The sequence below is a fragment of the Pantoea sp. LMR881 genome (assembly GCF_027157825.1).
GTDB classification, from domain to species: Bacteria; Pseudomonadota; Gammaproteobacteria; order Enterobacterales; family Enterobacteriaceae; genus Pantoea; species Pantoea haifensis.
This window is the reverse complement of record NZ_JAPVOK010000004.1, coordinates 22,226-44,238: the sequence shown is the minus strand read 5'-3', so window position 1 is coordinate 44,238 and position 22,013 is coordinate 22,226. Positions and strand designations below refer to the sequence as shown.

Genomic DNA, 22,013 nt, shown 5'->3' with positions numbered 1-22,013 from the left:
ATGATTTCAAGACTCTTTGCCGTACTGCTGATGCTCATGCCGGTGCTGGCCACGGCCAGCACGATTGACGACATTGCCCGCCTGGAGCAGGCGAAAGAGGGCGCGGACGCGTCCGCACAGCCGGATCGCCAGCCAGAGAAAAGCGGCCCGGCCTCAGATACGCCCGCTGCGCGGCCGCAGACGTCGATGGCAAAGCCGGTCTGGTATCACCTGAGCGACGGGCGCCGCGTGGACGTGGGCCACTGGCAGATCGTGCACTTTGTCCGCTCCGACTGCCCGTACTGTCACCGCTTCAATCCGACCCTGAAGTCGGTTTCAGAGCAGACCGGCATCGGGGTGTTTGTCTACAGCTTTGACGGCAAGGGCGACGCGGTGTTTCCGAAAGTCATGCCGGTGAACGACGGCATTCTGAAGGACTTCTTCGCAGAGCTGCCGCAGGCGACTCCCACCGACTTCATTATTAACACGCAGTCGCTGGTGACCATCCCGCTGTCGCAGGGGGAAATGAGTGAGGAGGCGCTGAAGCAGCGCCTGGATGAATTGTTTGCACTGGCCGTGCGTCTGGGGGTGCTGTGATGAATAAATTTGCGTTAAGTGCCGGTGTCGCGACTGGTCTGTTGTTTTCCGCTGCCGCGAGCGCGGACGTGCAGAACGACATTAACAAGTTCTTTAACGACATGGGAGGCGGTGGCGGGAATTACACGCAGGCGGCCGCCTGGCAGGGGCAGTCGGCGGGCTATCTGACCGGCGGCAACCTGTTTATCCGCACGCCGGTGCGCAACATCCAGTTGATTTCGGTGACGCTCCCGGACATCAAGTCGGGCTGCGGCGGCATCGACGCCTATCTCGGCTCGTTCAGCTTCATCAACAGCGACAGCATCAAAATCATGGGCAAGCAGATCCTGAGCAACGCCGCCGGCTACGCCTTTGACCTGGGGCTCGAAACCATCTGCCCGCAGTGTAAAGCAGTGAAGGACTACCTGCAGAAGCTCGCGGCAGACACCAATAACATGAACATCTCCACCTGTCAGGCCGCGCAGTCGATCGTCGGCGGCCTGTGGCCAAAAACCCAGGCGGCCAGCTCGCAAATCTGTCAGGACCTCGGCACCAAACACGACGTGTTTTCTGACTGGGCGGCGTCCCGGCAGGGCTGCGGCGTGGGCGGGGAGACGAACAGCGTGTTCGACAAGGCGACTGACGAAGAGAAAAAGCGCATCCCGCGCAACCGCAACCTGACCTGGGACACGTTCACGAAGCTCAACCAGTTTTTCAGCAACGATCGCGCGCTGAAGGAATTCATCATGTCGATGGTCGGCACGGTGATTTATGACGCGAACGGCAACCCGACGTTCCTGCAGCCGCGCGGGGGCAGCGAGTCGATGTTTAACACGCTCCTGAACGGCGGGACCGAGAAAATCTACCGCTGCAACGACAACAATACCTGCCTGTCGCCGACTATCGCGGAGCTGACCCTGTCGGAAGACGAGGGCATGACCGGCCGGGTGCGCGACATGCTCAACGACATCTTCGACAAAAGCCGTACCGATACGGCGCTTAACGACAACGAAAAGGCGCTTATCAGCAGCACCCGCGTGCGCATCCTGCGCTACACCATCGACTCCGCGTCGGTGGGCATGGATCAAAGCGTGGTCAGCAGTCTGGCGGAGTACATCGCGGCTGACATGGTGATGTCCTACATCAACGGCCTGATTGACGTGGCCGCGAGCGGGGCGGCGGGCACGCTCGATACCGAGGAAGAGAACAAGCACTTTCGCGAGAACCTGCGTCAGGTGCGCAACGAACTGAGCCAGCGCGTCGCGCGCATCCAGGTGCAGCAGAACGGGCTGGCGGAGTATGACCGCAGCCTGTCCGAAACGCGCCAGCAGCTCTCTTCATCCGTGTCCGACAGCGTGCTGTCTAACTATCAGTTCGGGGGTAAGCATGGCGCTTGATATCTGGGTAGTCAGCTCCGGCGGCATGATCACGATGGGTCTTAACGCGGTTGCGACCGTGATGGAAAACGGCGGCTGGAAAAGCACAATCTGGGTGGCGGAGATGCTGGGCATCGCTTTCTGCGTGATGACCTACCTGCGCACACACAATATGACGGCGATGTTCGGGTGGGGGCTGACGTTCGTGCTGGTCACTGCCCTGCTGCTGACGCCGAAGGTGACGGTGGTGGTCAACGACCTGACCGCTCCGGACACGATCGGGCGCGTGGATAACGTGCCGGTGGGGCTGGCGATGCCTCTGTACCTGGCTACCGGCGTGGGCTACACGCTCACGACTACCTACGAAGACATCTTTCACTTCCCGGACGAGCGGTCCTACACCAAAACCGGGATGCTGTTCGCGAGCAAGCTGCTGCAGGACAGCTTCACCATCGACAGCCGCAACCCGGTGCTGGCCTACAACATGGGGGAATACGCGAAGAACTGCGTGGTGCCGGACATCATGCTGAACCACAAGTACAGCATGCAGGACGTGATGGAGTCTAAGGACGTGCAGGCGCAGATTTTCAGCAACCCGAGCCCGCTGCGCGCCATCTACTGGCGGGACGCTACGGGCACGATGTTTATGGTCTGCCGGGACGCCGCGCCGCGCCTGAAAAACCTGCTGTCGGCGGAGAGCAACAATACCGGCAGTACGTTTATGGCCCACGCGGTCCGCATGCTGCCGGGCAACAACGCGCCGCAGACGGTTTACGCCGAACAGCTTGCGGGATCGTATGAATACTTCCTCGGCAGCAGCAAATCGGCGCAGAGCATTATGATGCAGAACATCGCTGTCGCAGGCCTGCGTCGCGGGCTGAACAGCTACGTGAAGGGCATGAACGACACCGCCTCAATGGTAGACATCGCGTCTGAGCAGTCGCTGATGAAGCTGCGCCTGTCGCACGCGGTCAGCTACACCATCGCGACGGAGGTGCTGCCGCAGCTGCACACGGTGCTGCTGCTGTTCTGCATCTGCATCTTCCCGGTAATGGTGCTGGCGCTGTACGTGCGGGAAATTGCCTGGGCCGTTATCAAAAGTTACCTGAACTTTATGGGCAGCCTGATGCTGTGGCCGGTGATGTTCGCCATCTTCAACTTCGCGGTGAACTACAGCACGCAGAACAGCTTTCACGCGACGGGCCCGACGCTCTCCAACATGAACCGCCTGATGGAAACCAGCACCACCACGGCGGGCATCGCCGGCTGGCTGATGCTTTCCATCCCGTTCCTGGCGTTTCGTCTGTTCACCGGGCTCGGTCAGGGCTTTGCGAGCCTCAGCTCCAGCCTCGGCAGCGCGCTCAGCAGCGCGTCTGCAGCGGACTCCGGCGCGGTGGCGTCAGGCAACATGAGCGTGGGTAACGTGCAGCTGGACAACATCAACGGGCACAAAACGGACCTGAACCGCGCTTATCGTGAGGGCAATACTTCCATGCAGCTGGGCAACAGTGCCATGCGCACCATAACGCAGGACGGGCAGACGGTGTATGACGCCTCCGGCGCAACCAGCCGCCTGCCGGTGGATCTGCACCTTGACCGCAATCTGGCGAGTGCCGCGCAGCGCTCGGTGCGCGACAGCATGGCGCAGACCGAAATGGCGGCGCAGGGCTACAACCACTCGGTGCAGGAAACCGGCTCGCAGCTCAAACAGTTCCATGAGCAGTTCGGCAACAGCGATTCGAAAACCCTGTCCGCTTCAACTGGCATGAGCATCACCGACGCAGAGCGCGTAAACAAAATGCAGAACGTGGCGCAGGACTACGCAACCCGTAATCATATTGGTCTTAACGAGGCGTATTCGGAGTTAGAAGATAAGGCACGTAATGCTTCTGTTAACACCGGAGCTCGCGTTCAGGCGGGAATTGACAGTAGCAAAAGTATTCTGACTAAACCGGCAGAGTGGATCACCGGCGCCTCAGTTAAAGGAGACGTGCATGCAGGCACTGAGCTTAGTGCAAGAACGGGTTCTACCTCGCAGACATCTCAGGGAGGACAAAGCGGAAGTGACAATTCTCAGACGCTTTCCGCACGTGAATCGCAGGACTTCAGTCAGGGCATGGACGTGCTGCGTAACTACAGCACGACCTACAATGGCCAGCATGTTGATAACAACGCGTCCGGCCTGATGAACCAGATCTCTTCCGGCATCACGACCTCAGATAGTAAATATGCACAGTATACGGCCAGTCAGGCGCACACGCATGAGATGCAGAAGATGGCCTCTGAAACGGAAACGCTCAGCGCAGGCGCGCGTGACAACTACACCCAGCAGTTTGTGGAGTGGGCACAGAGGCGATCGCCGGGGAATGCCGAAACCATCCTTACCAATACGTCCGATGAAGGCGTTCAGAAACAGCGTGACGGTCTGGTTCAGGAGTTCTTCGCAGAGAAGCTGCAGGGCCGCATTGACGGAGACTATGCGCGTAATTCAGGAAGTACAGGTGAAGGCATGGGCGCACCGGCAAATACAGCAGGTGCACAGTTCGGCGGCGCCTATAACAGCGCAAACCAGAGCATCGAAGCGGGTGTGGCAAGAAATAATATCCGTACTGATGTAAACGGACAGGTTGAAGCCCAGCAAGCCTTAGTGAACACTAAGGCAAATGAAGCACAGGCTGAAATATCTGATGGCCGAACTGCTGTCAAAGAAGGTAGTGCTAACAGGAGCGCCGATTATCAACAGGCGAATAATAATTACACGGAGAAAAAACATTTGGCTGATGCATCGCAGGAGAATTTTTTAAGTAAAAATCTTAGCGATAAGCTCCATCGTGACGACTTGAAAAAATAATTATGGTGAGGTGTTGATATGAGGGTTACCTTTAGTGAGGTTCAGCAAGAGGTTAAGGATATTTCATTGCTGATTAGCAGCTCCAATGAAATTGTCCCAAGTGTTTTTTCTGGCTTTAAAAGAAGGTTATTGCCTGTATCTTTATATTTTTTGTTTTACTTGCTATGTCCTTTTGGAGAGGTATTTGATAGGAATCTATGGTTGGGGTTAGGTATTATGTCCGTGTTTTTTTGGTTTTTTATTTCGTTCTTTCTTTATGGATATAGCATGCTCTTCTCTATGCTTCCTAAGGATGCATTTCAGAAATACAAAATTTTAAAGTTATACAGGTCAAAGGCCAAGAGTTATTACCTCGCATGGAATGTCGTGATTATAGTTGCCGGAATGTTATCGCTTCTTACAATCTTCAATGTGATTGCTCTTGCTGCGATAACCTTGCTTGCAACTATACTTCTGGCAATTTTTTTTAACCTAGATATTTCTCGTTATCAAATGTCTGCTGTTTTTGGTGCAGCATCAGCTGTCAAGCATAAAATGAACAGTTAATTAACAAACGTGATTGTGTCGGGCCTTTGCCCGGCACTCCCATAAATAATCCAAATCTTGAGGATTATATGCTTATTCATTTAACACCCTCCTTTTTTCTTAATTACTCCGATGTCTCTGTTAACTTAATTGATGTTGAAATTCCTGAGTTAGGCCTGCATCTGCAAAACGAAAGAGATATAACCGTCCGTTTTCCTGCGCCCAATAAACGGCTGCATTACGTCTGCCGTAAAAAAGGACGCAAAACCGTGTACGGTATTTTGCTGAATACCGATAGAAACGTAACGGACATTACCGTCATAACGCGCTGGGCCGTACAGGGTGAAGTCTCCACGCACCGTGTACACATGCACATCGTGGGTGCCGACGATGCTGCTACTGATGTTATCCACCTCTGGAGCAGCATTTTCAACACCCCTTCCGGGATAAAGCACCGGACCTGACTAAAAACTGGATCCCTGCCTCGTGTCAGCCGCGCCTTAGCGTCTGCGCCGGCGACAGGCCGTCCGAGCGCGAGCCGGCAATCTGGCGACTTGCGGACGCGGCCGGGATTATCCGTCAGCAGACGGAATACTTCACCGCCGCCACCGTGGAGCCCGAACGCCTGCTGACGCCTACTCGCAGCAATGACCGGCTGCCGGCGCTGGAAGACGCGTTTGACTGCAAGGTGCGGGAATATGCGGACACGCTGCGCGTGCTTTATGCCTATCCGGGCGTGACCGTCTGCCCGGTGACGGAGCATGAGGAGCTTATCGAAAGCGACCTGATGGAAGAGGGAAAGCGCGATGCGTTCACCGCGATAATCCAGCCCGTGTTGCAGGAGGTTCGCGCGGTCTGTCCGGTATTTTTTACCAATACCACCAACCTGATGAACAGCATCCGCCGCTTCTCCACGCACTTTCATGCGCTGAGCGATGCTGAAAAACAGTTTGTCGAATACCAGATTAATCAGCCCCTGTTTCGCGTTTCAGTGAGCTGAGACCGCCCGCCGCACAGCCTGACGCGCCCTGCGTCTGGCGGAGGAGGCGGAACATCCCGTCAGCCCATCCGGGCACGTTCGCACCGTAAGTAAACCCCGCGCAGCTTTCTGTCTGGCTTTCGCCTGCCCGCAGCCCTGCGCGGCTGTCTCTGTTTCCACATAAAGGACTTTCCATGAGCCTCAACGCCCGCGACTTTACCCAGGGCGGTCAGGTGATGAAATACATGATCGGCATGTTTGTGCAGATCATGAATATCGCCTCCTACTGGGTCGTGCTGTTTTCTGCACTGGTATTTTTCAGCTGGATGCTGCTGCGCCTCACGCTGCAGGAGTTTATTCACGGCAGCGCCTACTGGCTGATCAAGTGGCTGATTATGCCGCTGGCGAAGCTTTCCGGTAAGCCCTCACAGGCTGGCTGGACCTTTCACTTCGAACGACCTAACGGTGAAGTGGTGGCGTTTAAGCATACTGCGCTGCAGGTGATGAATGACCCGTACTTCGTGCTGATGGGCCAGCACGTTAAGGACACCGCGTTTTACGGCTGGGGCATTTCAGCCTTCAGCTTTGTCGCCGCCATTATGGCCATTACCTGGTTTCTCGGCAGCAAAGGCGCGAAGCAGCGCGAGAGCGAACTCACCGGCGGCCGCATTCTGGCGACGAGCCCTTCTGTTGTGAACCGCCTGCTCAAGAAGGCCGGCGTGATGTCCCCGCTCAGTATCTGCAGCCTGCACATCCTGAAAGACTCGGAGATGCAGAACTTCGGCCTCCACGGCACCGTCGGGTCGGGCAAGAGTACCGCGCTGAACGACCTGTTACGCCAGCTGCGCGAGCGCGGCGATCGCGTCATCGTGTATGACAAAGGCAATAATTTTATCCCGACTTTTTACCGTCAGGATAAAGACCTCATCCTCAACCCCTTCGACGCGCGCTGTGCCCCGTGGGACCTGTGGGAAGAGTGCAAAACGGTAGGAGACTTTGAAAACTTTGCGACCTCGCTGCTTCCTGACAGCAGCGGCAACAGCGATCCGTTCTGGGTGCTGTCGGCGCGATCGCTGTTTGTAGCCACCGCGCGGCGCATGGCCCGCGAAAAGGACCGCAGCATTGGTGAGCTGCTGAAAAAGCTGATGTCCATCAGCCTGGCGGACCTGCGCGCGTTTCTGGAGGGCACGGACGCGGCGAACCTGGTGGACGGCAGTATCGAGAAAACGGCGATGACCATCCGCACCATTCTGACCACCTACGTTCGCTCGCTGCGCTACCTGCAGGGGCTCGATCAGGACGGCCGCCGTCCGTTCAACATCCGCGACTGGCTGCACACCGAAGACGCGAGCGGCGACAACCCGTGGATTTTCATCTCCAGCGACGGCCAGAACCACAACGCGCTGAAGCCGCTGCTGAGCGCGTGGCTCTACATGACCATGTCCGGCATCCTCGGGCTCAGGGCCGACCGCAACCGCCGCATCTGGATTTTTCTGGACGAGCTGCCGTCCCTGCACAAGCTGCCCATTCTGCCGGAGTTCTGCGCCGAGGGCCGTAAGTTTGGTGGCTGCACCGTCGCCGGCCTGCAGAACTTCCCACAGCTGGAAGAAACCTACGGCACCAACGCGGCCAAATCCATCTGGGACCTGCTGAACACCCGCGTCTTTTACCGCGCGCCCAGCGGATCGATAGCGGACTGGGTGCAGAAGGAAATCGGCGAACAGCGACACAAGAAATTTAAAGACCAGTACAGCTACGGCATCGACATCATCCGTGACGGCGTGCAGTTCTCCAAAGACGAGGTCAATGAGTTCCTGGTCAGCTATTCCGACGTCCAGAGCCTCAACGACCTGGAGTGCTACATCACCCTGCCCGGCGAGTGGCCGGTGGTGCGCATGAAGCTGCCCTGGAAGCCCTACCGCGAAATCGCCGAAGGGCGCATCCCGCGCGACGTGGAAGACGTTTTTGACCCGGACATCGAGGCGACGCTTGCGGGCGAAACCGCCGACAACCAGGCCGGCCAGATTGTCGGGCGGCTGTTCGGTGACGCGACTGAAGCGGCAGCTCATGCAGAGGAACAGAACGCCGGTAATGTCGTGCCTGCTGCAGGTTCGCAGAGCGCTGCGGCGCCCGCTGAAAACGCTACGGCACCTGCGGAAACGGCATCCTCCTCATCGGCGCAGGCAGCGGCTGCTGAAGCTGGCGGGCGCGTAACGGCGCTACCGCCGCCCGCAGCTCCGGAAGCTCCGGCAGCGCCAGCAGCAGCCGCGCCGGCGCCTCCCGCCCAGCCCGCAGCAGAGAAATCCCTGCGGCCGGTGGACGTTGTTAAACACCGCGACTTCGACCCTGACGATCGTTTTTGAGGTGACCGATGCTTTCAGTTTCCGCAGTTAAAAACGCCGGCAAGGCCGGCGCCTATTACACCAACGAAGATAACTATTACTTTCTCGGCGAGCAGTCCACGGAGTGGTACGGCACCGGCGCGGACAATCTGGGCCTTGAGGGCCCGGTTAACCGCGACACCTTCGTGGCGGTGCTGGAAGGCCAGCTGCCGGACGGCGCCGACATGCGCCGCATGGAGGGCGGGGTCAACAAACACCGTCCGGGTTATGACCTGACTTTCTCCGCGCCCAAGAGTGCCTCGGTGCTCGCCCTCGTGACCGGGGACACCTTCCTGGTGGACGCACACAAGGAGGCGGTGCGCCGCACGCTGGACGAGGTGGAGAAACTCGCCACCACGCGCACGATGACCGACGGCATCACCGAGATGGAGAAGACCGGCAACCTTGTGATCGCAACCTTCATGCACGACACCAGCCGCAACCTGGACCCGGCGATGCACACGCATGCGGTTGTGGCCAACGCCACGCTCTCGCAAAACGGCTGGAAAACCCTCTCCACTGATATTAACGGCAAACAGGGCTTTACCGACGTGGTCTGGAACGAGCAGGTGAGCATCGGGGCGCTCTATCGCGGTCATTTCCGTTCCATCATCGAGCCCGCGGGCTACCAGACCGAGGACTCCGGGCCTCGCGGGGAGTGGGACATCACCGGCGTGCCGGTGAAGCCCTTTCCTCCCGTCGGCAGGACATTCTCGATCTGGTCGGCGACAACGCCACGGCAAAGCAGAAAAGCATGGCCGCGCTCGATTCCCGGCAGGCCAAGCACTTTGAAGACCCGGAGACCCTGCACGAGCACTGGCAGACGGTCCTGAAAGATACCGGCTTTGACGTGCAGACGTTCGGGGAAGAACTGGCAGAGCGCCGCCAGCAGCGTGAAATCGAAAGCGCCGGCGAAGAGAAAAAGGTGGCCACGCCATCTGTGCTGGACGGCGCGGTGCGGGAAGCCATTGATCGGCTGTCCTCGAAAAGCGTGCGTGTGACCTACGACGACGTGATGACCAGCGTGCTCAATCACGTGCCTGTCAGTGAAGGGAGTTACGGGCAGGCGCGCAAGGCCATTGATAACGCCATCGGGCGCGGCCAGCTGATCGCCGTAGACAAAAATCAGACGCTGTTCACCACCGCCGCCCACGTCCGCGACGAGGCGCGCCTGGCGCAGCTGGCCGCCGGGCTGGCGGAAAAGCGCGGTGGGCTTACGGCGCCGGCGGGTGAACGGGGCGTGCTGGTGCAGGTGGCTGACGCCGACCGGGCCGTGTCGCTGATTGACGTGCGCGGCGGCACGCAGTTTATCAGCGACCTGAACCGCAGCATCATGGCAATGGCCAGTGAGAATAAGCGTCCGCTGATAGTGGTTGCCGCCGACGGCGCCGCGCGTAAGCGCCAGCTGGCGAGCTTCGGGGATAAGCCCGGCGTACATCTTATGACGGCGGAGGAGATGAAAAGCGGCTGAGCTGCCGGCGCGCCCGCTGGTGCTGGTCGCGGAGGCCGAGCGATTCAACACATCCGGGCTGCACGACGTGCTGAAGACGGCGGCGCAGCACGACGGCGCCACGCTGGTGACCGATACCCACGCACGGCGTACGGCAGGTTTTGCGTCGGAAGTGCTGAGCGCGGCGGGCGTGAAGCAGTTTACCGCTTCACCGAAAACCGAAAACGTGCGCGTGACGATGGTGCAGAAGGACACGGTAGAGGACCGGCTCAGCGTGGCGGCACGCTACTACGCGCAGGAAAAGGCGCAGAGGCGGGCGGTGTCGCTGCAGGCTGGCAATGCGCGCACGCGCGACCAGCTCACGACCCGGACCCGGGAAATCCTTGCCGACGAGGGGCAGCTCGGCCTGGTGCTGGGCGAGGCCACGGTGCGGGTGCCGGTGTGGCTGGATGCAACCAGCCGAAACGACCGCAGCGTGTACCGTGCGGGCATGGTGCTGGAGCATCACGAGGGTCAGGGTCAGAAAACGGTGTTTACCATCGCCGGCGTCAGCGAGCGGCATAACCTGCTGACCCTGAAAGACGAAAAGGGGCAGACGCAGGGCATGAGCATCAGCAGCATCGACAGCCATTACCGGCTTTACCGGGAGAAGAAGCTGGAGCTGCGGGAAGGCGAGCAGCTGCGCGCCACGGCCGATCTCGGCAGCCGCGCCGTCAGCGGGGAGCGGCTGACCGTTACCGGCGTAAAGGCGGGGCGCTGGCTCTTTAAGGACACCATCACGATGGAGAATGCAAAGGGCGATCGCATCAGGCTCGACCGCAACGCGCCGCTCTACGCAGACTACGCCTACGCCGAGTCTTTTGGCGCCACGCGCCGCACGAAGGGAAGCGTGGTGGCGGTGCTGGCGGGCAGGGAGGTGAACGACGCGACCGTCAACATGCTGCGCCGCAGCGGCTCGTACGTGATTGCATTCACCCCGCTGGACGAGGCCACCATCGGCCGCCGCCTGGAGGAAAACCGCCCGGTGGTCAGCGTGACGCAGGGCATCAAATCACTCGCCGGACAAAGCGAGCTGACGGACGCCCTGCGCGAGCTGGAGTCCCGGAAGATGTCGCAGCCGGAGCGCGCGATGCGGCTGGCCATCGAGAAAGCCACCGGCACCGACGTGACGTTCACGGGCGTCCGGGCGCTGGCCGGGGTGATAAGCGCAGACCGCAGCATTACGCCGGCGCGCGCAGAGGAGGAGCTCTCACGGCTGGTGCAGCGCGGGGAGATTTTTGCACTCAGCGCGGAGCAGGGCGCGGCCGGGAAGTACATCTCGCGCGAGAACTTTGAGAACGAGGTGTCCATCCTGCGCCACGTCGCTGAAGGCAAAAACAGCGTGGAACCTCTGCTGTCCGGCGGCCTGAACGGGGAGAGTGCTGCTGTGCTCACGGACGGCCAGCGAGAGGCGGGCAACCTCATTCTGACCACCCGCGATCGCTTTACCGCCATTCAGGGCTATGCCGGCGTGGGGAAAACCACGCAGTTCCGCACCGTGGCAGCCGCACTCGCCGCCGCAGACAACGCCCCGGACATTCGCGGGCTGGCGCCCACTCACCGCGCCGTCAGCGAACTGTCTGACGCGGGTATCCCGGCGCAGACCATTGCCAGCTTTCTGAGCGAAAGCAGCCAGTGGCAGGCCGCCGGACAGGCGCGCGACTTCCGCAACACCGTGTTCGTTATCGATGAATCCTCCATGAACGGCAACGCCCAGCTGGCCTCCCTGATGAACGTGATCGCCGAAGGCGGCGGACGTGCCGTGTTGAGCGGGGACCAGGACCAGCTGAAGTCGCTGGAGTCCGGCGCCCCGTTTGCACTGGCCCTTGAGCGCAGCGCCGCCGACGTCGCGGTGATGAAGGAAATCGTGCGTCAGATCCCTGCGCTCAGGCCCGCCGTGGAGGCGGTTATTGCCGGCAACGTGCGTGAGGCGGTGCGCATCACAGCGGACACCAGCCCGCAGAGCGTGCCGCGCCAGCCGGGCGCATACGTTCCGGAGAGCAGCGCAATGGACGGGAGCAAGCTGGTACAGGCGGCAGGGCCCGCAGGCGGGGAGGCCGAAAAAACCGACCTGACCGGAATGATTGCCGACGACTACGCCGGCCGGACGCCGGAGGCGCGCGAGAACACGCTTATCGTGGCGGAGCTCAACGCCGACCGCGAGGCCATCAACAGCGCCGTGCATAACCGGCTGCAGGCGCAGGGCGCGCTGGGTGACAGCGTCACGGTGCCGCTGCTGGTACGCGTCAACAACAGCAATGCCGATCTGGGCCGGCAAAAGTTCTGGGAGGCGCAGGAGGGCAACGTGGTGCGTCGGGGCGAGCAGTATTACCGGGTCGGAGAAACCGATACGGAGAGCGGTGTGGTACGCATGACGGGTCTTGATGGCGCGCCGGACCGCTGGATCAGACCCGCCGAGATGCGCAAGGAGGACGTGGCGGTGTTTGAGGAGGTCACGCGGGACATCAGCCCGGGCGAAAAAATCCGCCTGACCGCGACGGACCGCGACCGCAACGTGCGCGCCAGCGACATGGCCGTGGTATCAGGCATTACGGAGGAGGGAAAAATTCTCATCGATACCTGCGACCGGCAACTGTCTTTCGATCCCGCCGCGCACTATGCCGACCGTCACATGGACTACGGCTACGCCGTCACCACCTACAGCTCGCAGGGCGCGTCCGTGAAGTACCTCATCGGTCTCTTTGGCGAAGAGGGTGCCAGAGGGCGGATGGCGGCGATGGACAGTACCTACGTAGAGCTTTCGAGGTCAAAGGAGCACGTTCAGACCTACTTCGACAACCTGTCTGGCTGGGCGGCGAAGGTGGAGAGTAAAAGCGGACGGCGCCAGACAGTGCATGACGTGCTGATGCGGGCGGAAGACGTGCGGGCTGACCGGGAGATACAGGCGTGGGACAAAAGCCTGCCGGTATCCGGCACGCGCCTGGCAGACCGGGTCGATCAGGACCTCACGGCGGACGCGCGCTTTATGGCCGGGAAAACGCCGGAAATGCTCTGGCCGGTTATCAACGAGCACGGCCGTCAGCGCGGGAACTGGCACGTTCCGGTGTCGCCCTCCAGCGGGGAAGTGGACTTTTCGACCGCCCACTATGAAGGGGCAGCGGACGGCAGCCGCATTGTGCTGCAGCGCGGGGAAAAGCACGGAAAGGTGCTGGAAGCCGCGGATGTCGCGGAGGCGCTGCAGCTGATGAAGGACAACCCGGAAAGCCCTGTCGTGCTCGCTGCTGACCACAGTGAACGTACGCAAAGCAGCCGCGCCGCGACAGCGGCAACCGCCGCTGCATCCGGAGGCGAAGAGCTGGACCACCGCGAAGCCGACGCGCTGGAGAAAGCCGTTAAGGCCGCGCTGGGTCAGGAGGAGAAAGAGCCGGAGCCGGCAGTACAGGATGACGGCAGGGAGGCACCGGAGGACAAAGACCGCGAACGCGAAGCCGCGCTGGCAGCGGCGCTGGAAGAGCTGCAGGAAGAGGCATTTGATTACCGCGACTACGACCTGTCGCCGGAGCGTGAGGACCGGGCAATGATGAACGACGAAGTGAACGTGATGCGCCACGAGCGCAGCGAACCTGAGCCTGAGTTTGGCCATAAACCTCAAAAGACCCTGGAGTAGGCCCTATGACATTACTGCTGATTGCGGCCACCGTGGCAGTTTCCCTGATGATGCTGATGGCCTGGCTGCCCGAGTTCCGGGCTGAAGGCACGCTGCTTCGCCGCTGGAGTAAGGGCGGCGGTGAGCCCCGCTGCAGTGAAACCGTGCTGAACGTGGTGGGCGGCTTCATTGAGAATTTCTCTGCAGCGCATAGCCTGACGGAAGCCGAAACGGCGCGCATCCGGGAGATGAAGACCCGCCCGGGCATGATGCCGGTGACCCTGCTGCTGCATCCGCAGCTGGTCACGCGTGAAAAGGGACGCTTTGGGCGGGGGCGCAACCTTACGTCCGTGTTTGTGGCCACGGGCGTGAGCGCGCTTATCATGCCGCCGCTGGCCGGTATGGCCATGCATAACATGAGTCTGTGGCTGCTGCCCTTTCTGAATACGGCGGTATTTTTCGCCGGCCTGCAGCTGCTGCGCTATGCGTATTCAGACCTAGGACTGATGAACGTACTTGTCACAGGAAAAGCTGATTGAATAAAGGGTTGCCGTTCCGGTGCTTATGCGTATGGTTATAAGGTCTGGTATACAGTTTAAAGGGAGGTTTACTGAGTGAAAGATGCAGAATTTAAGCGGAAAAGAAAAAAGGCCTATGCGCTGATGGCTGCAACCGGCCTGCGCAGAAGCCAGCGTATCCCTGCTACCTATCGGCTACTGTGGTGGCTGGGCATAAAGAAGCGGCCGGCACTTTTTGCCAGTTTTTGGAGCAACCTGATCCTGCTGGGTGGTTACTATGCCGTGTTCTGGGGATGGATGATGTGGTTTATCACATGGCAATCACGGGGGTACAGCCCGCTGGCCAGCGTAATAACAGCGCTGGCTGCCGGCCTGTTATTTGGGCTCATCATGGCGAGTATTTTACGAAGGCGCCGAAAAGCCAAATGTCTGCCGGACTGGGAGCAGCTTTAACTCTCCTTTACCAAGCTTAAAACGGCCTGCCGCCCTGCGGTTGGCCGGTCCGTCGCGTCCAGGATTGAAAATCCCAAACGCTCCCGCCCCTCAAATGAGACATTTAATATGGCTTGGATTAGGGGAAGTTCTTATGCTTACTGCGTACTTAATCAGGTATATAAACTCCAGACGTGAAAGTAAATCCTGCATGCCCGAAACCATTAAATAGTTGCTGTTTTTTCTCACATACAGTCAGGTGCTGTTGTTCTTGAGCATAGCCACAGCATCAGTTCCCTCCATCTGAAACTGCACCCGGTGCCGGGCCGCCACGTCCAGCGCAAACACCCGCGTGTATATCTCGGTAGACTTGGCGCTCTTGTGTCCCAGCAGGCTCTGCAGCGCCTTGAGCGGTATGCCTGCGTATAACATGTGCATGGCGTAACTGTGCCGGAAGGTATGCAGCGTCACCGGGATTGAAAACGTTACGCCCTCTGACGCCGCCGCCTCAACCGCCTCATTCAGCCAGGTTCGGGCGGTGCGATCGGTTACCTCCCACAGCCGGACCTTTTCCGTCCGGCCTGTCTTCTCGCTGCGCCGCTCGAGCGGAATCCGCAGGGTGGCGATCATCATCTCCAGCTGCGTCACGTACTGAGCGTCGGAAAGGGGCACCAGGCGATGCGTCACGGTCCCCGCAGGCAGGCGTCCGGCACGGCGCTCCGCCTTTTCCTCACGTTGCTTCAGCGTGGCCAGTTGCACGAACGGATACTGCTGGCGCAGCAGAAAGTCCCCTCTGGTCAGCGCCAGCGCCTCGCTGATGCGCGCGCCGGTGTTCCATAGGGTGGTGAACAGCATCTTGCGGCGCAGGTCGGGCATGAAGTGGAGCAGGGCGCTGACCTCCGGTGCCAGCAGGTATTTTGGCAGGTCGTCAACGAGGGCGGCCATCTGACGCAGGGCCAGAGCCGCGGGATAATCGATGGCCACAGGTAGATGCGCAGGCGGCGTGGCGTAGCCGTATGAAACGAGTCCGGTCATGTTCGATCCCCTTCTTCATTATCAGATGCCTGCGAGCTGCTTACTGCGACGGGTATGCTGAGTTCTGACATCATTTTGTAGTGGCTGCGTGCGTGGCGCAAATCGGTGTCGATAATCCGGGCTCGCACGATGGACAGCGTCCGCCATGCTGACCAGGGTGCACTGACAGTTCATCTTCCGGCATTGAGCAAAGACGTCTGAGTTCCCGCGAAAGACGTATTGCACGAAGCCCAAGCCTGCAGGACTGTTTATTAAGTTCATACAGACCGTCATCACCATCCCAGGGGAGTCGTTATTAAACGCGGCAGCTACCGACTTGCGCGCTTCTTCCTGTAAAACCGGGATCTGAATCAACCGATACATGAGATCCTGCGGCAGTGAGCGCCAGTCACCAGTAATGGATGAGTAGTCGATGTCTGGCAAATCGTGCGTCACCTGAATGTAGCCTGATTCATGATCGTAATAACCTGACTCATAAGCAGCCGGGGCGCATCGCTGGGAAAATCTTTCCAACATAAACACCAGCTCGGTGCCTATGAAGTAACGCTCTCTTATCTGCTTACCTTCGGCTGCCGCCTTTTCACGCTTAAGCGTAAACCGGTGCGTCAGCATTACGGCCGCAATCGCCGCGCCAGCGGTGATCAAACCGGTGGCCACGTTCCCCATATTCCGGCCCCCTGATTAATCACCTGAACCGTGACCGGGTGAGTTACAGCTGCCGCCACACTGTCAGCGATCTGCTCGGTTCGCATCAGTTTTTCCTTTGTTGAAGCGTAAGCTCGTTACAACCAAAACATGCATAACATGTCACCTGTTAAGTGAGTGTTCAGCTACATAACTGAGAATTCTAAGGGGCACTCACGAACTGATAGTTCTTGGTTAAGAGTCAGGACGGTTCTATTGTCATTCTCTGGAACATCCACTCTCCGGTCACGGCCTGACCCGTTGCTGCAATCGCACTTTTCTGTCTGAAGACAACGGTTAATGCTGCAGGCCAGATTTCCCAAGCTTTCTTCTCGTCAGACCACATTGCCAACGTACGGTTGTCGTCAGAGACGATGATGCGTGTGACTGGCAGATGACCGAACCGTTCTTCGTGATACCAGAGACCTGTGTGGCCCAACACACGAAGAATATCGATGACTTCTTCAAGCACCCATTTAGTTTCTTTGTTCATTATTGATTTCCTTATCATTAGATATAAATTAGTTATTAATATTTATTATTTCAGAAGAGACATTCCATTGCCCTTTGTAAAATATTCCACTGCTAACAGTCACTCACGAAATTATCTGACCGGTGTCAATGAAAGATCCGGTTTATTCCTTCATAGGGGATTTTGCGGAAACCATAAAGCATGAAAAATGCAGTGATGAGCAGCAGGTGAGTTACGAATCAGGTATGTGAAAAATCCTGTAACACACTGTATAGTATAGCACAAATTTTCATTTTGTTCCAAAAATAACCGATATCTTTTTAAGATCCGGTTCTTACAGAAACCGGATCCCGTAAAAGCAGCTGAACATAAAATATACTTATGGTGTAAATTGGTATTAATTTATCCCGGAATCGAATTTACCACCCATCTTGATTAATGTTATCCTAAAAACAATAAAGATACTGCTAGGTGTTATTAGTATAATAATCAGAGAAAAGGATGTATATGATTAAGAAAGGTAACGCTCAGCCTGATCCGGACATCCCAACTGGCGAACTGAGCACTTCGATGAACATAAAGAATATGCAGCCGGCTACGGTCCAGAATCTGGAAAGAATCTCTGCGGCAATGAGAATCGCGCGCTCCGCGATGGCGCGCACCATCATGGACGTCACGATGCAGGATCCGCTGCGCCTGTTCTGCATATCCAGCAGCCTGTGTGACGCGCTCGATCAGGAGGTAGCCCGCGCGGCGGGCGCCACCCTGAAGCAGGACTGGTTCGACGCTGACTGGCCCCGGACCACTAACGCGGCCTGGTGCAGCATTCTCGGGCTTGAGTCTGAAGATGACATGAACGAAGTGCTGCTGCGCGCGGCTCCGGCGCTTTCGCTGCGCGCCAGGCAGACGCTGCAGTATGCCGTATGGATCCCCGGGGCATAGCCATGACGTTTGCGCTGTTTGTTGAAACGTCGCTGCGGGGGATCGATACCCTGATGCGCGCCTACCGCGAAATCCTTTCGCCTGCAGGTATCGGTCTTGCAACGGTGCTGCGCGACGCAAGTGAAATCCGCCAGGCCCTGCTGGCGCCGCCGCTGATGCTGAACGGCCCGGCCGGCGCGCTGGGTAAATACTGCCGGTGTGATATTTTCAGTCCGCCAGACTATCAGCACGGCGCATGGCGCGCGATCGTGACGTTGGATGCCCTGAAAACCCGTAATGTGCGGAACGCGGCCACGCGGCAGTTTGAACTGCCGGTTCTGGAGAGAAGGCTTATTACCCCCGATGGTCCGTACGGCCTAGCCGTACCTGATGGGGAAGGCTGGAAAATGGGGTTCTGTTTCCGGGAAGGGCGCGCAGAACTGCACCTTTATTCGAACGGAATAGCTGAGGGTGAAAATCCCGTGACGCTGCAGGAGGTCGCGGAGACCCTGTGCGCCGGGGTCGACAGTATCTTCAGCGGCCATGACGGCGATGCACACCCGTGACGGGCGGCCAGGGAAGGTTACGGAGCGCAGAAACGAGGAAGGCCCACCATAGGTGGGCCTTCAGTAACGCTTTGCCTGTGATGCAGCGCGACTAGAACCAGTTAAGGGGAAGTTAGCGCTGCAGGCGGATTCCGATTAATAATACAGGATGCGGTAAAATGCGTCAACCTGATATCACGCACCAGATTACCGGCTAAAGGAGCTGCAATGCCATTCAACACGCCGCTGAACGCCGTTCTGCCGCTGATTTCGAGTCCGCGGCTGGGGAGTTACATTGTCACATTTAAACCCGTTCACGACCACGAACTTTACGGGATTTACGTCTGGAGCCAGCTGGCAGCTGGCGCAATTTACCCCTGCTGCAGAACCTGGAAATAACCCTGCGCAACGCCGTCGACACCGAGGCGACCCGACGGTTCGGGCAGAAGTGGTGGGACAATACCGCGCTTGGCTGCGCAAAGCCCATCGCCGGCACGGCCTTTTACGGTAAAATTGACAGAGCCATCCGTAATCTGGACGACGCATGGAAAAAGCAGCAGAAAAAGAACAAGCAGCGCCCTTATCCGCTGCCGCAGTGGAGCCATGATCAGATCGTGGCGGCGACCGACTTCAGCGCCTGGCACTTTATCCTCAACAATGACTTTGCCGCGCCTAACAGCGGAAAAAACCGGAGCTTTCTGTGGCCGATATCCACCGGGCGCGTGTTCCGGCTTTACAACAGCATTTCACCTGCTGAAAAAAACGCCCGGCAAAAAATCCAGGATCTGATCGTGGAACTCAGGGAGTACCGCAACCGGCTTTTTCATCATGAGCCCCTGTGGATCAAGGCACCAAACGTGACGGATGCCGCAACGGCCATCGACACCATCCGCACCAAAATACGCAAAGCGGAGTCGCTTATCCGCGTCATTGAGCCGGACAAACACGCCATTATGGAAAAAATGGGTCTTTTCAGCCACGCGCTGCGCATCTGCTCGGTTCAGGAGCTGGAAATTCACAGTTTCAGCAGGCAGTTCTGTCTTTTGACTCGCCGGCAGAAACGAAATCTGCGGGGCGTGGTGAACGCAGCCGGCTCATGCAATCAATCTCAGATATTTGAATACGACAGCAGGATTTACGCGCTGCATCCGGTCCGCTGAGGGAAAGGCCGCGGGCGTAACCCGCGGTAAGCTATGCCACGCGGCCACCGTAAATGACGCTCAGCGCACGGCGTGAGTAGGCGAGCAGCTCCCCGGGTTCGACGTTTTCAGCTCCGGCGGCCGCGTTCGTGTCGTGGTGAAACTTGCCGGCATAGCTGTTGATTTCATTGAGCTCGTCAACCAGCGTGGCGGCGTGGCAGAGCGGACTGTCAGAGCCTGCCCCGGCAATTTTTCTTACAATCTCACCAAAAAGCAGCCCCGGCGCTACGTGTCCAGGATAACGCCGGTGCAGATAACCTTCCAGCAGCGGTCGGATAGCGGTTGCTACTTCGCGTGCGACATAGTTCTCTCCGGCCAGGTAGCCACTGACCAGCCTGTGGTTGCTGTAATAGGCGGACTCACATTCGCGATCCACGTCCAGCGTTGCAAAATGACTGTGGTCTCCCTGAGCATGCACAATGCGCATGCAGGCCACGTTCTGCGATTCCTTTTTCTTTTCAAACTCGTCGAGCAGGGATTTCAGAAAGTACATATCGTGCGCCATGACGATGAGCTGCCGGCTGCCATCATAAACTTTTTTGAGCACGCTCAGGGTCTGGGTGCGGCGGTGTTTATCCAAGCTGCACATGGGGTCGTCAATCACTACGATTTTATTCTGCAGCCCGGGATCGCTTACCACCACCGCAATGAAAAAGGCAAAGGCAAGCGTGCGCTTGTCGCCTTCGCTCAGGGACGTTCTGAAAGAGGATGCCTCGCCGCTCAGGGCCAGTTTTTCACCGCGCAGCTCAATGGCATATTCTGATTTGGGCTCACCGCCGCCGCTGTAGTTGTAGCTGATTTCCCGGATACTGAATCGCGCGCCAAAGTTTATCAGCAGCTTGTTGATAGTCTGTTCATACTGCCCGAGCGTATTGCGCATGATGGCGCTCAGAGCCTCCCGTCGCGCTTCCTTTTCATCCAGCGCCAGCTTTTCCGCCGCCTTAGCCTGCTCACAGGATTCGATCAGTGCGATAACCTCAGTTGAAAACCGCTTCTGCCTTTCGTTGAGCTCATTCAGCCGCGCACGCAGCTGCGCAACAGGAAGCTGACCCAGCTGTTCACGAAATTCAGCAATACGCGCGTTGGCGATGGTCACGCTGACATTAAATCCGTCCAGCGGATCATTAATTGCATCCAGCAGCGCAGTGCAGCGATCAGCTAGCATTTTATCCAGGGCCGTCAGCGGGGAGATTTTTTTCTGCACAACAAGCTGCGTGAGTAGCGCATCAAGCTCTTCATAACGTGCTTTAATCTGCTCCAGATTGGGCAACTCAACCTTTAAGTCGAGTTCACCGGCCCAGAGATCGGTTATCGCCTCTGCCTGCTCTATGCGGCTCTGAAGCAGCGGTAAGTTCAGCGTCCCCATGACGCGCCCTTTCAGGTCATCTAGGGTGGCAACCTGGCCAGTAAGCCTGCTGAATGCCTCATCAAAGCACTCGCGATAGTAGTCAATGAGGGCGATTCCATTCAGGCTTTGCGTACAGAAAGGGCATGTTTCATTTTTAATGAAGTTCAGCCCGTTGTGCGCCCAGCTTTTGAAATCCGCCGATTCGATATGATCCACATGGGCCCTGACGGCGTCTTCTGCCTGTGAGCTCAGCTCCTGATGGGTTGTGTTCAGAATTGCCAGCAGCCCGGCCAAATCGGGCCTGAAGCGGGCAAAGGAGTCATAGCCTTTACGAGTACGGATTGAGGCTAAGTTGTCCGCCTGACGAAGCTGTTGTTCAGTGGTGGCAATTTCTTCAGCCGCTCCGGCAATCTTTTTCATACGCATGTACGCCGCAGGCGTTGCTTTGCCACGGTGTGGGGTCAGCTTGTCCTCGGCGGCTTTACGACTTCTTGTTTTCTCTGCGGCCGCATCCGTAGCGTCACTGAAGGCCTTCATCGCGCTGACGGCCTTCTCGCCCAGTGCAAAACTCAGCAGTCGCTTCCTGTGCGTCGCGTTAATCTCGCCGCCTGAATAAACGCTGCTTTCAACAAAATTAAGGTCGTAGACATGCGTGCCGTGATACTGCGCACTCCATTGCCCGGCAGTAAAGGCAGACCTGTTCCCCTGCGAAAACAGGAGCTCTGCGTACTGAGGCGTGGTTGATCCGATCGTGCGGCGGTTGAGCAGCAGCTGCGGCTGATTATCGCCGCAGGATTTGAGCAACGCCGCCAACGTTGATTTACCCCGACCGTTATCTGCGTATATCAGAGACAGCTTACGGAACGGAAAAGCAGAAGGCTTCGTATCGGCAAAGAGGCCGATGCTGGTTATTTTCTGAATTCTTTCTAACACGCAAATATCCTTATAAATCGTATTAAGCTGTTCTGACGGAGAGGCTGGACTAATTAACATTCTGGTTCGACAGCGTTCGTGTCTGCTCTTTTGCGCAAAGGCAGGGTCCTTACAGACAGGCTAATTACTTCTTAAACCTGCTTTGGGCAAAGACTCTGCATAC

18 protein-coding genes and 1 pseudogene are annotated in these 22,013 nt (G+C 58.1%); 14 read left to right on the top strand and 5 right to left on the bottom strand.

Features of this window, described 5'->3' with window-relative positions:
- From trbB to O3W44_RS20665, 11 genes and pseudogenes are all read left to right on the top strand, one after another.
- Entirely contained in the window at positions 1-576 is a 576-nt protein-coding gene (gene trbB / locus O3W44_RS20720; protein ID WP_269294642.1) for a type-F conjugative transfer system pilin assembly thiol-disulfide isomerase TrbB, read from the top strand.
- A complete protein-coding gene (locus tag O3W44_RS20715; RefSeq protein WP_269294641.1) occupies positions 576-1,952 on the top strand; it encodes a conjugal transfer protein TraH in 1,377 nt (458 codons plus the stop codon). The genes trbB and O3W44_RS20715 overlap by 1 nt, the downstream gene beginning before the upstream one ends.
- On the top strand, positions 1,942-4,782 hold the full coding sequence (traG, locus tag O3W44_RS20710; protein WP_269294640.1) for a conjugal transfer mating-pair stabilization protein TraG: 2,841 nt from the start codon (positions 1,942-1,944) through the stop codon (positions 4,780-4,782). The genes O3W44_RS20715 and traG overlap by 11 nt, the downstream gene beginning before the upstream one ends.
- An 18-nt stretch (positions 4,783-4,800) precedes the next feature.
- On the top strand, positions 4,801-5,328 hold the full coding sequence (locus tag O3W44_RS20705; protein ID WP_269294639.1) for a hypothetical protein: 528 nt from the start codon (positions 4,801-4,803) through the stop codon (positions 5,326-5,328).
- Positions 5,329-5,396: 68 nt separating this feature from the next.
- Positions 5,397-6,307: pseudogene (locus tag O3W44_RS25090) on the top strand (DUF6012 family protein).
- Between the two features lie 173 nt (positions 6,308-6,480).
- A complete protein-coding gene (gene traD, locus O3W44_RS20690; RefSeq protein WP_269294637.1) occupies positions 6,481-8,649 on the top strand; it encodes a type IV conjugative transfer system coupling protein TraD in 2,169 nt (722 codons plus the stop codon).
- 8 nt (positions 8,650-8,657) lie between these two features.
- Positions 8,658-9,500: a MobF family relaxase gene (gene mobF / locus O3W44_RS20685; protein ID WP_269294636.1), complete on the top strand. Its 843-nt coding sequence runs from the start codon at positions 8,658-8,660 to the stop codon at positions 9,498-9,500.
- The gene (locus O3W44_RS20680; protein WP_269294635.1) at positions 9,422-10,138 is read left to right on the top strand and encodes a hypothetical protein; all 717 of its coding nucleotides are present in this window, start codon (positions 9,422-9,424) and stop codon (positions 10,136-10,138) included. The genes mobF and O3W44_RS20680 overlap by 79 nt, the downstream gene beginning before the upstream one ends.
- Before the next feature lie 19 nt (positions 10,139-10,157).
- Complete coding sequence (locus O3W44_RS20675; protein WP_269294634.1) at positions 10,158-13,784, top strand: AAA family ATPase; 3,627 nt, start codon at positions 10,158-10,160, stop codon at positions 13,782-13,784.
- Positions 13,785-13,789: 5 nt separating this feature from the next.
- Positions 13,790-14,302 (top strand): hypothetical protein, encoded by a 513-nt coding sequence (locus tag O3W44_RS20670; RefSeq protein WP_269294633.1) that lies wholly within the window; start codon positions 13,790-13,792, stop codon positions 14,300-14,302.
- A gap of 75 nt (positions 14,303-14,377) precedes the next feature.
- Positions 14,378-14,734: a DUF6404 family protein gene (locus tag O3W44_RS20665; RefSeq protein WP_269294632.1), complete on the top strand. Its 357-nt coding sequence runs from the start codon at positions 14,378-14,380 to the stop codon at positions 14,732-14,734.
- A gap of 234 nt (positions 14,735-14,968) precedes the next feature.
- Here the strand turns inward: O3W44_RS20665 and O3W44_RS20660 are convergent, their stop codons facing one another.
- From O3W44_RS20660 to O3W44_RS20650, 3 genes are all read right to left on the bottom strand, one after another.
- Complete coding sequence (locus O3W44_RS20660) at positions 14,969-15,748, bottom strand: site-specific integrase (protein ID WP_269294631.1); 780 nt, start codon at positions 15,746-15,748, stop codon at positions 14,969-14,971.
- Positions 15,749-15,769: 21 nt separating this feature from the next.
- On the bottom strand, positions 15,770-16,414 hold the full coding sequence (locus O3W44_RS20655; protein ID WP_269294630.1) for a hypothetical protein: 645 nt from the start codon (positions 16,412-16,414) through the stop codon (positions 15,770-15,772).
- A 220-nt stretch (positions 16,415-16,634) separates the two neighbouring features.
- Complete coding sequence (locus tag O3W44_RS20650; protein ID WP_269294629.1) at positions 16,635-16,925, bottom strand: hypothetical protein; 291 nt, start codon at positions 16,923-16,925, stop codon at positions 16,635-16,637.
- Between the two features lie 486 nt (positions 16,926-17,411).
- Between O3W44_RS20650 and O3W44_RS20645 the strand changes: the two genes are divergently transcribed.
- Positions 17,412-17,846: a hypothetical protein gene (locus tag O3W44_RS20645; RefSeq protein WP_269294628.1), complete on the top strand. Its 435-nt coding sequence runs from the start codon at positions 17,412-17,414 to the stop codon at positions 17,844-17,846.
- Between the two features lie 2 nt (positions 17,847-17,848).
- A complete protein-coding gene (locus tag O3W44_RS20640) occupies positions 17,849-18,391 on the top strand; it encodes a hypothetical protein (RefSeq protein WP_269294627.1) in 543 nt (180 codons plus the stop codon).
- 350 nt (positions 18,392-18,741) lie between these two features.
- Here the strand turns inward: O3W44_RS20640 and O3W44_RS20635 are convergent, their stop codons facing one another.
- Positions 18,742-18,975 carry a hypothetical protein gene (locus tag O3W44_RS20635; RefSeq protein WP_269294626.1) on the bottom strand — a complete coding sequence of 78 codons (234 nt, stop codon included), beginning with the start codon at positions 18,973-18,975 and terminating at the stop codon, positions 18,742-18,744.
- 9 nt (positions 18,976-18,984) lie between these two features.
- On the opposite strand from O3W44_RS20635, the gene O3W44_RS20630 reads away from it, so the two are divergent.
- The gene (locus O3W44_RS20630; RefSeq protein ID WP_269294625.1) at positions 18,985-19,530 is read left to right on the top strand and encodes a hypothetical protein; all 546 of its coding nucleotides are present in this window, start codon (positions 18,985-18,987) and stop codon (positions 19,528-19,530) included.
- A 31-nt stretch (positions 19,531-19,561) separates the two neighbouring features.
- On the opposite strand, the gene O3W44_RS20625 is transcribed toward O3W44_RS20630, so the two are convergent.
- A complete protein-coding gene (locus O3W44_RS20625; RefSeq protein WP_269294624.1) occupies positions 19,562-21,850 on the bottom strand; it encodes an AAA family ATPase in 2,289 nt (762 codons plus the stop codon).
- Between the last annotated feature and the right edge of the window lie 163 nt (positions 21,851-22,013).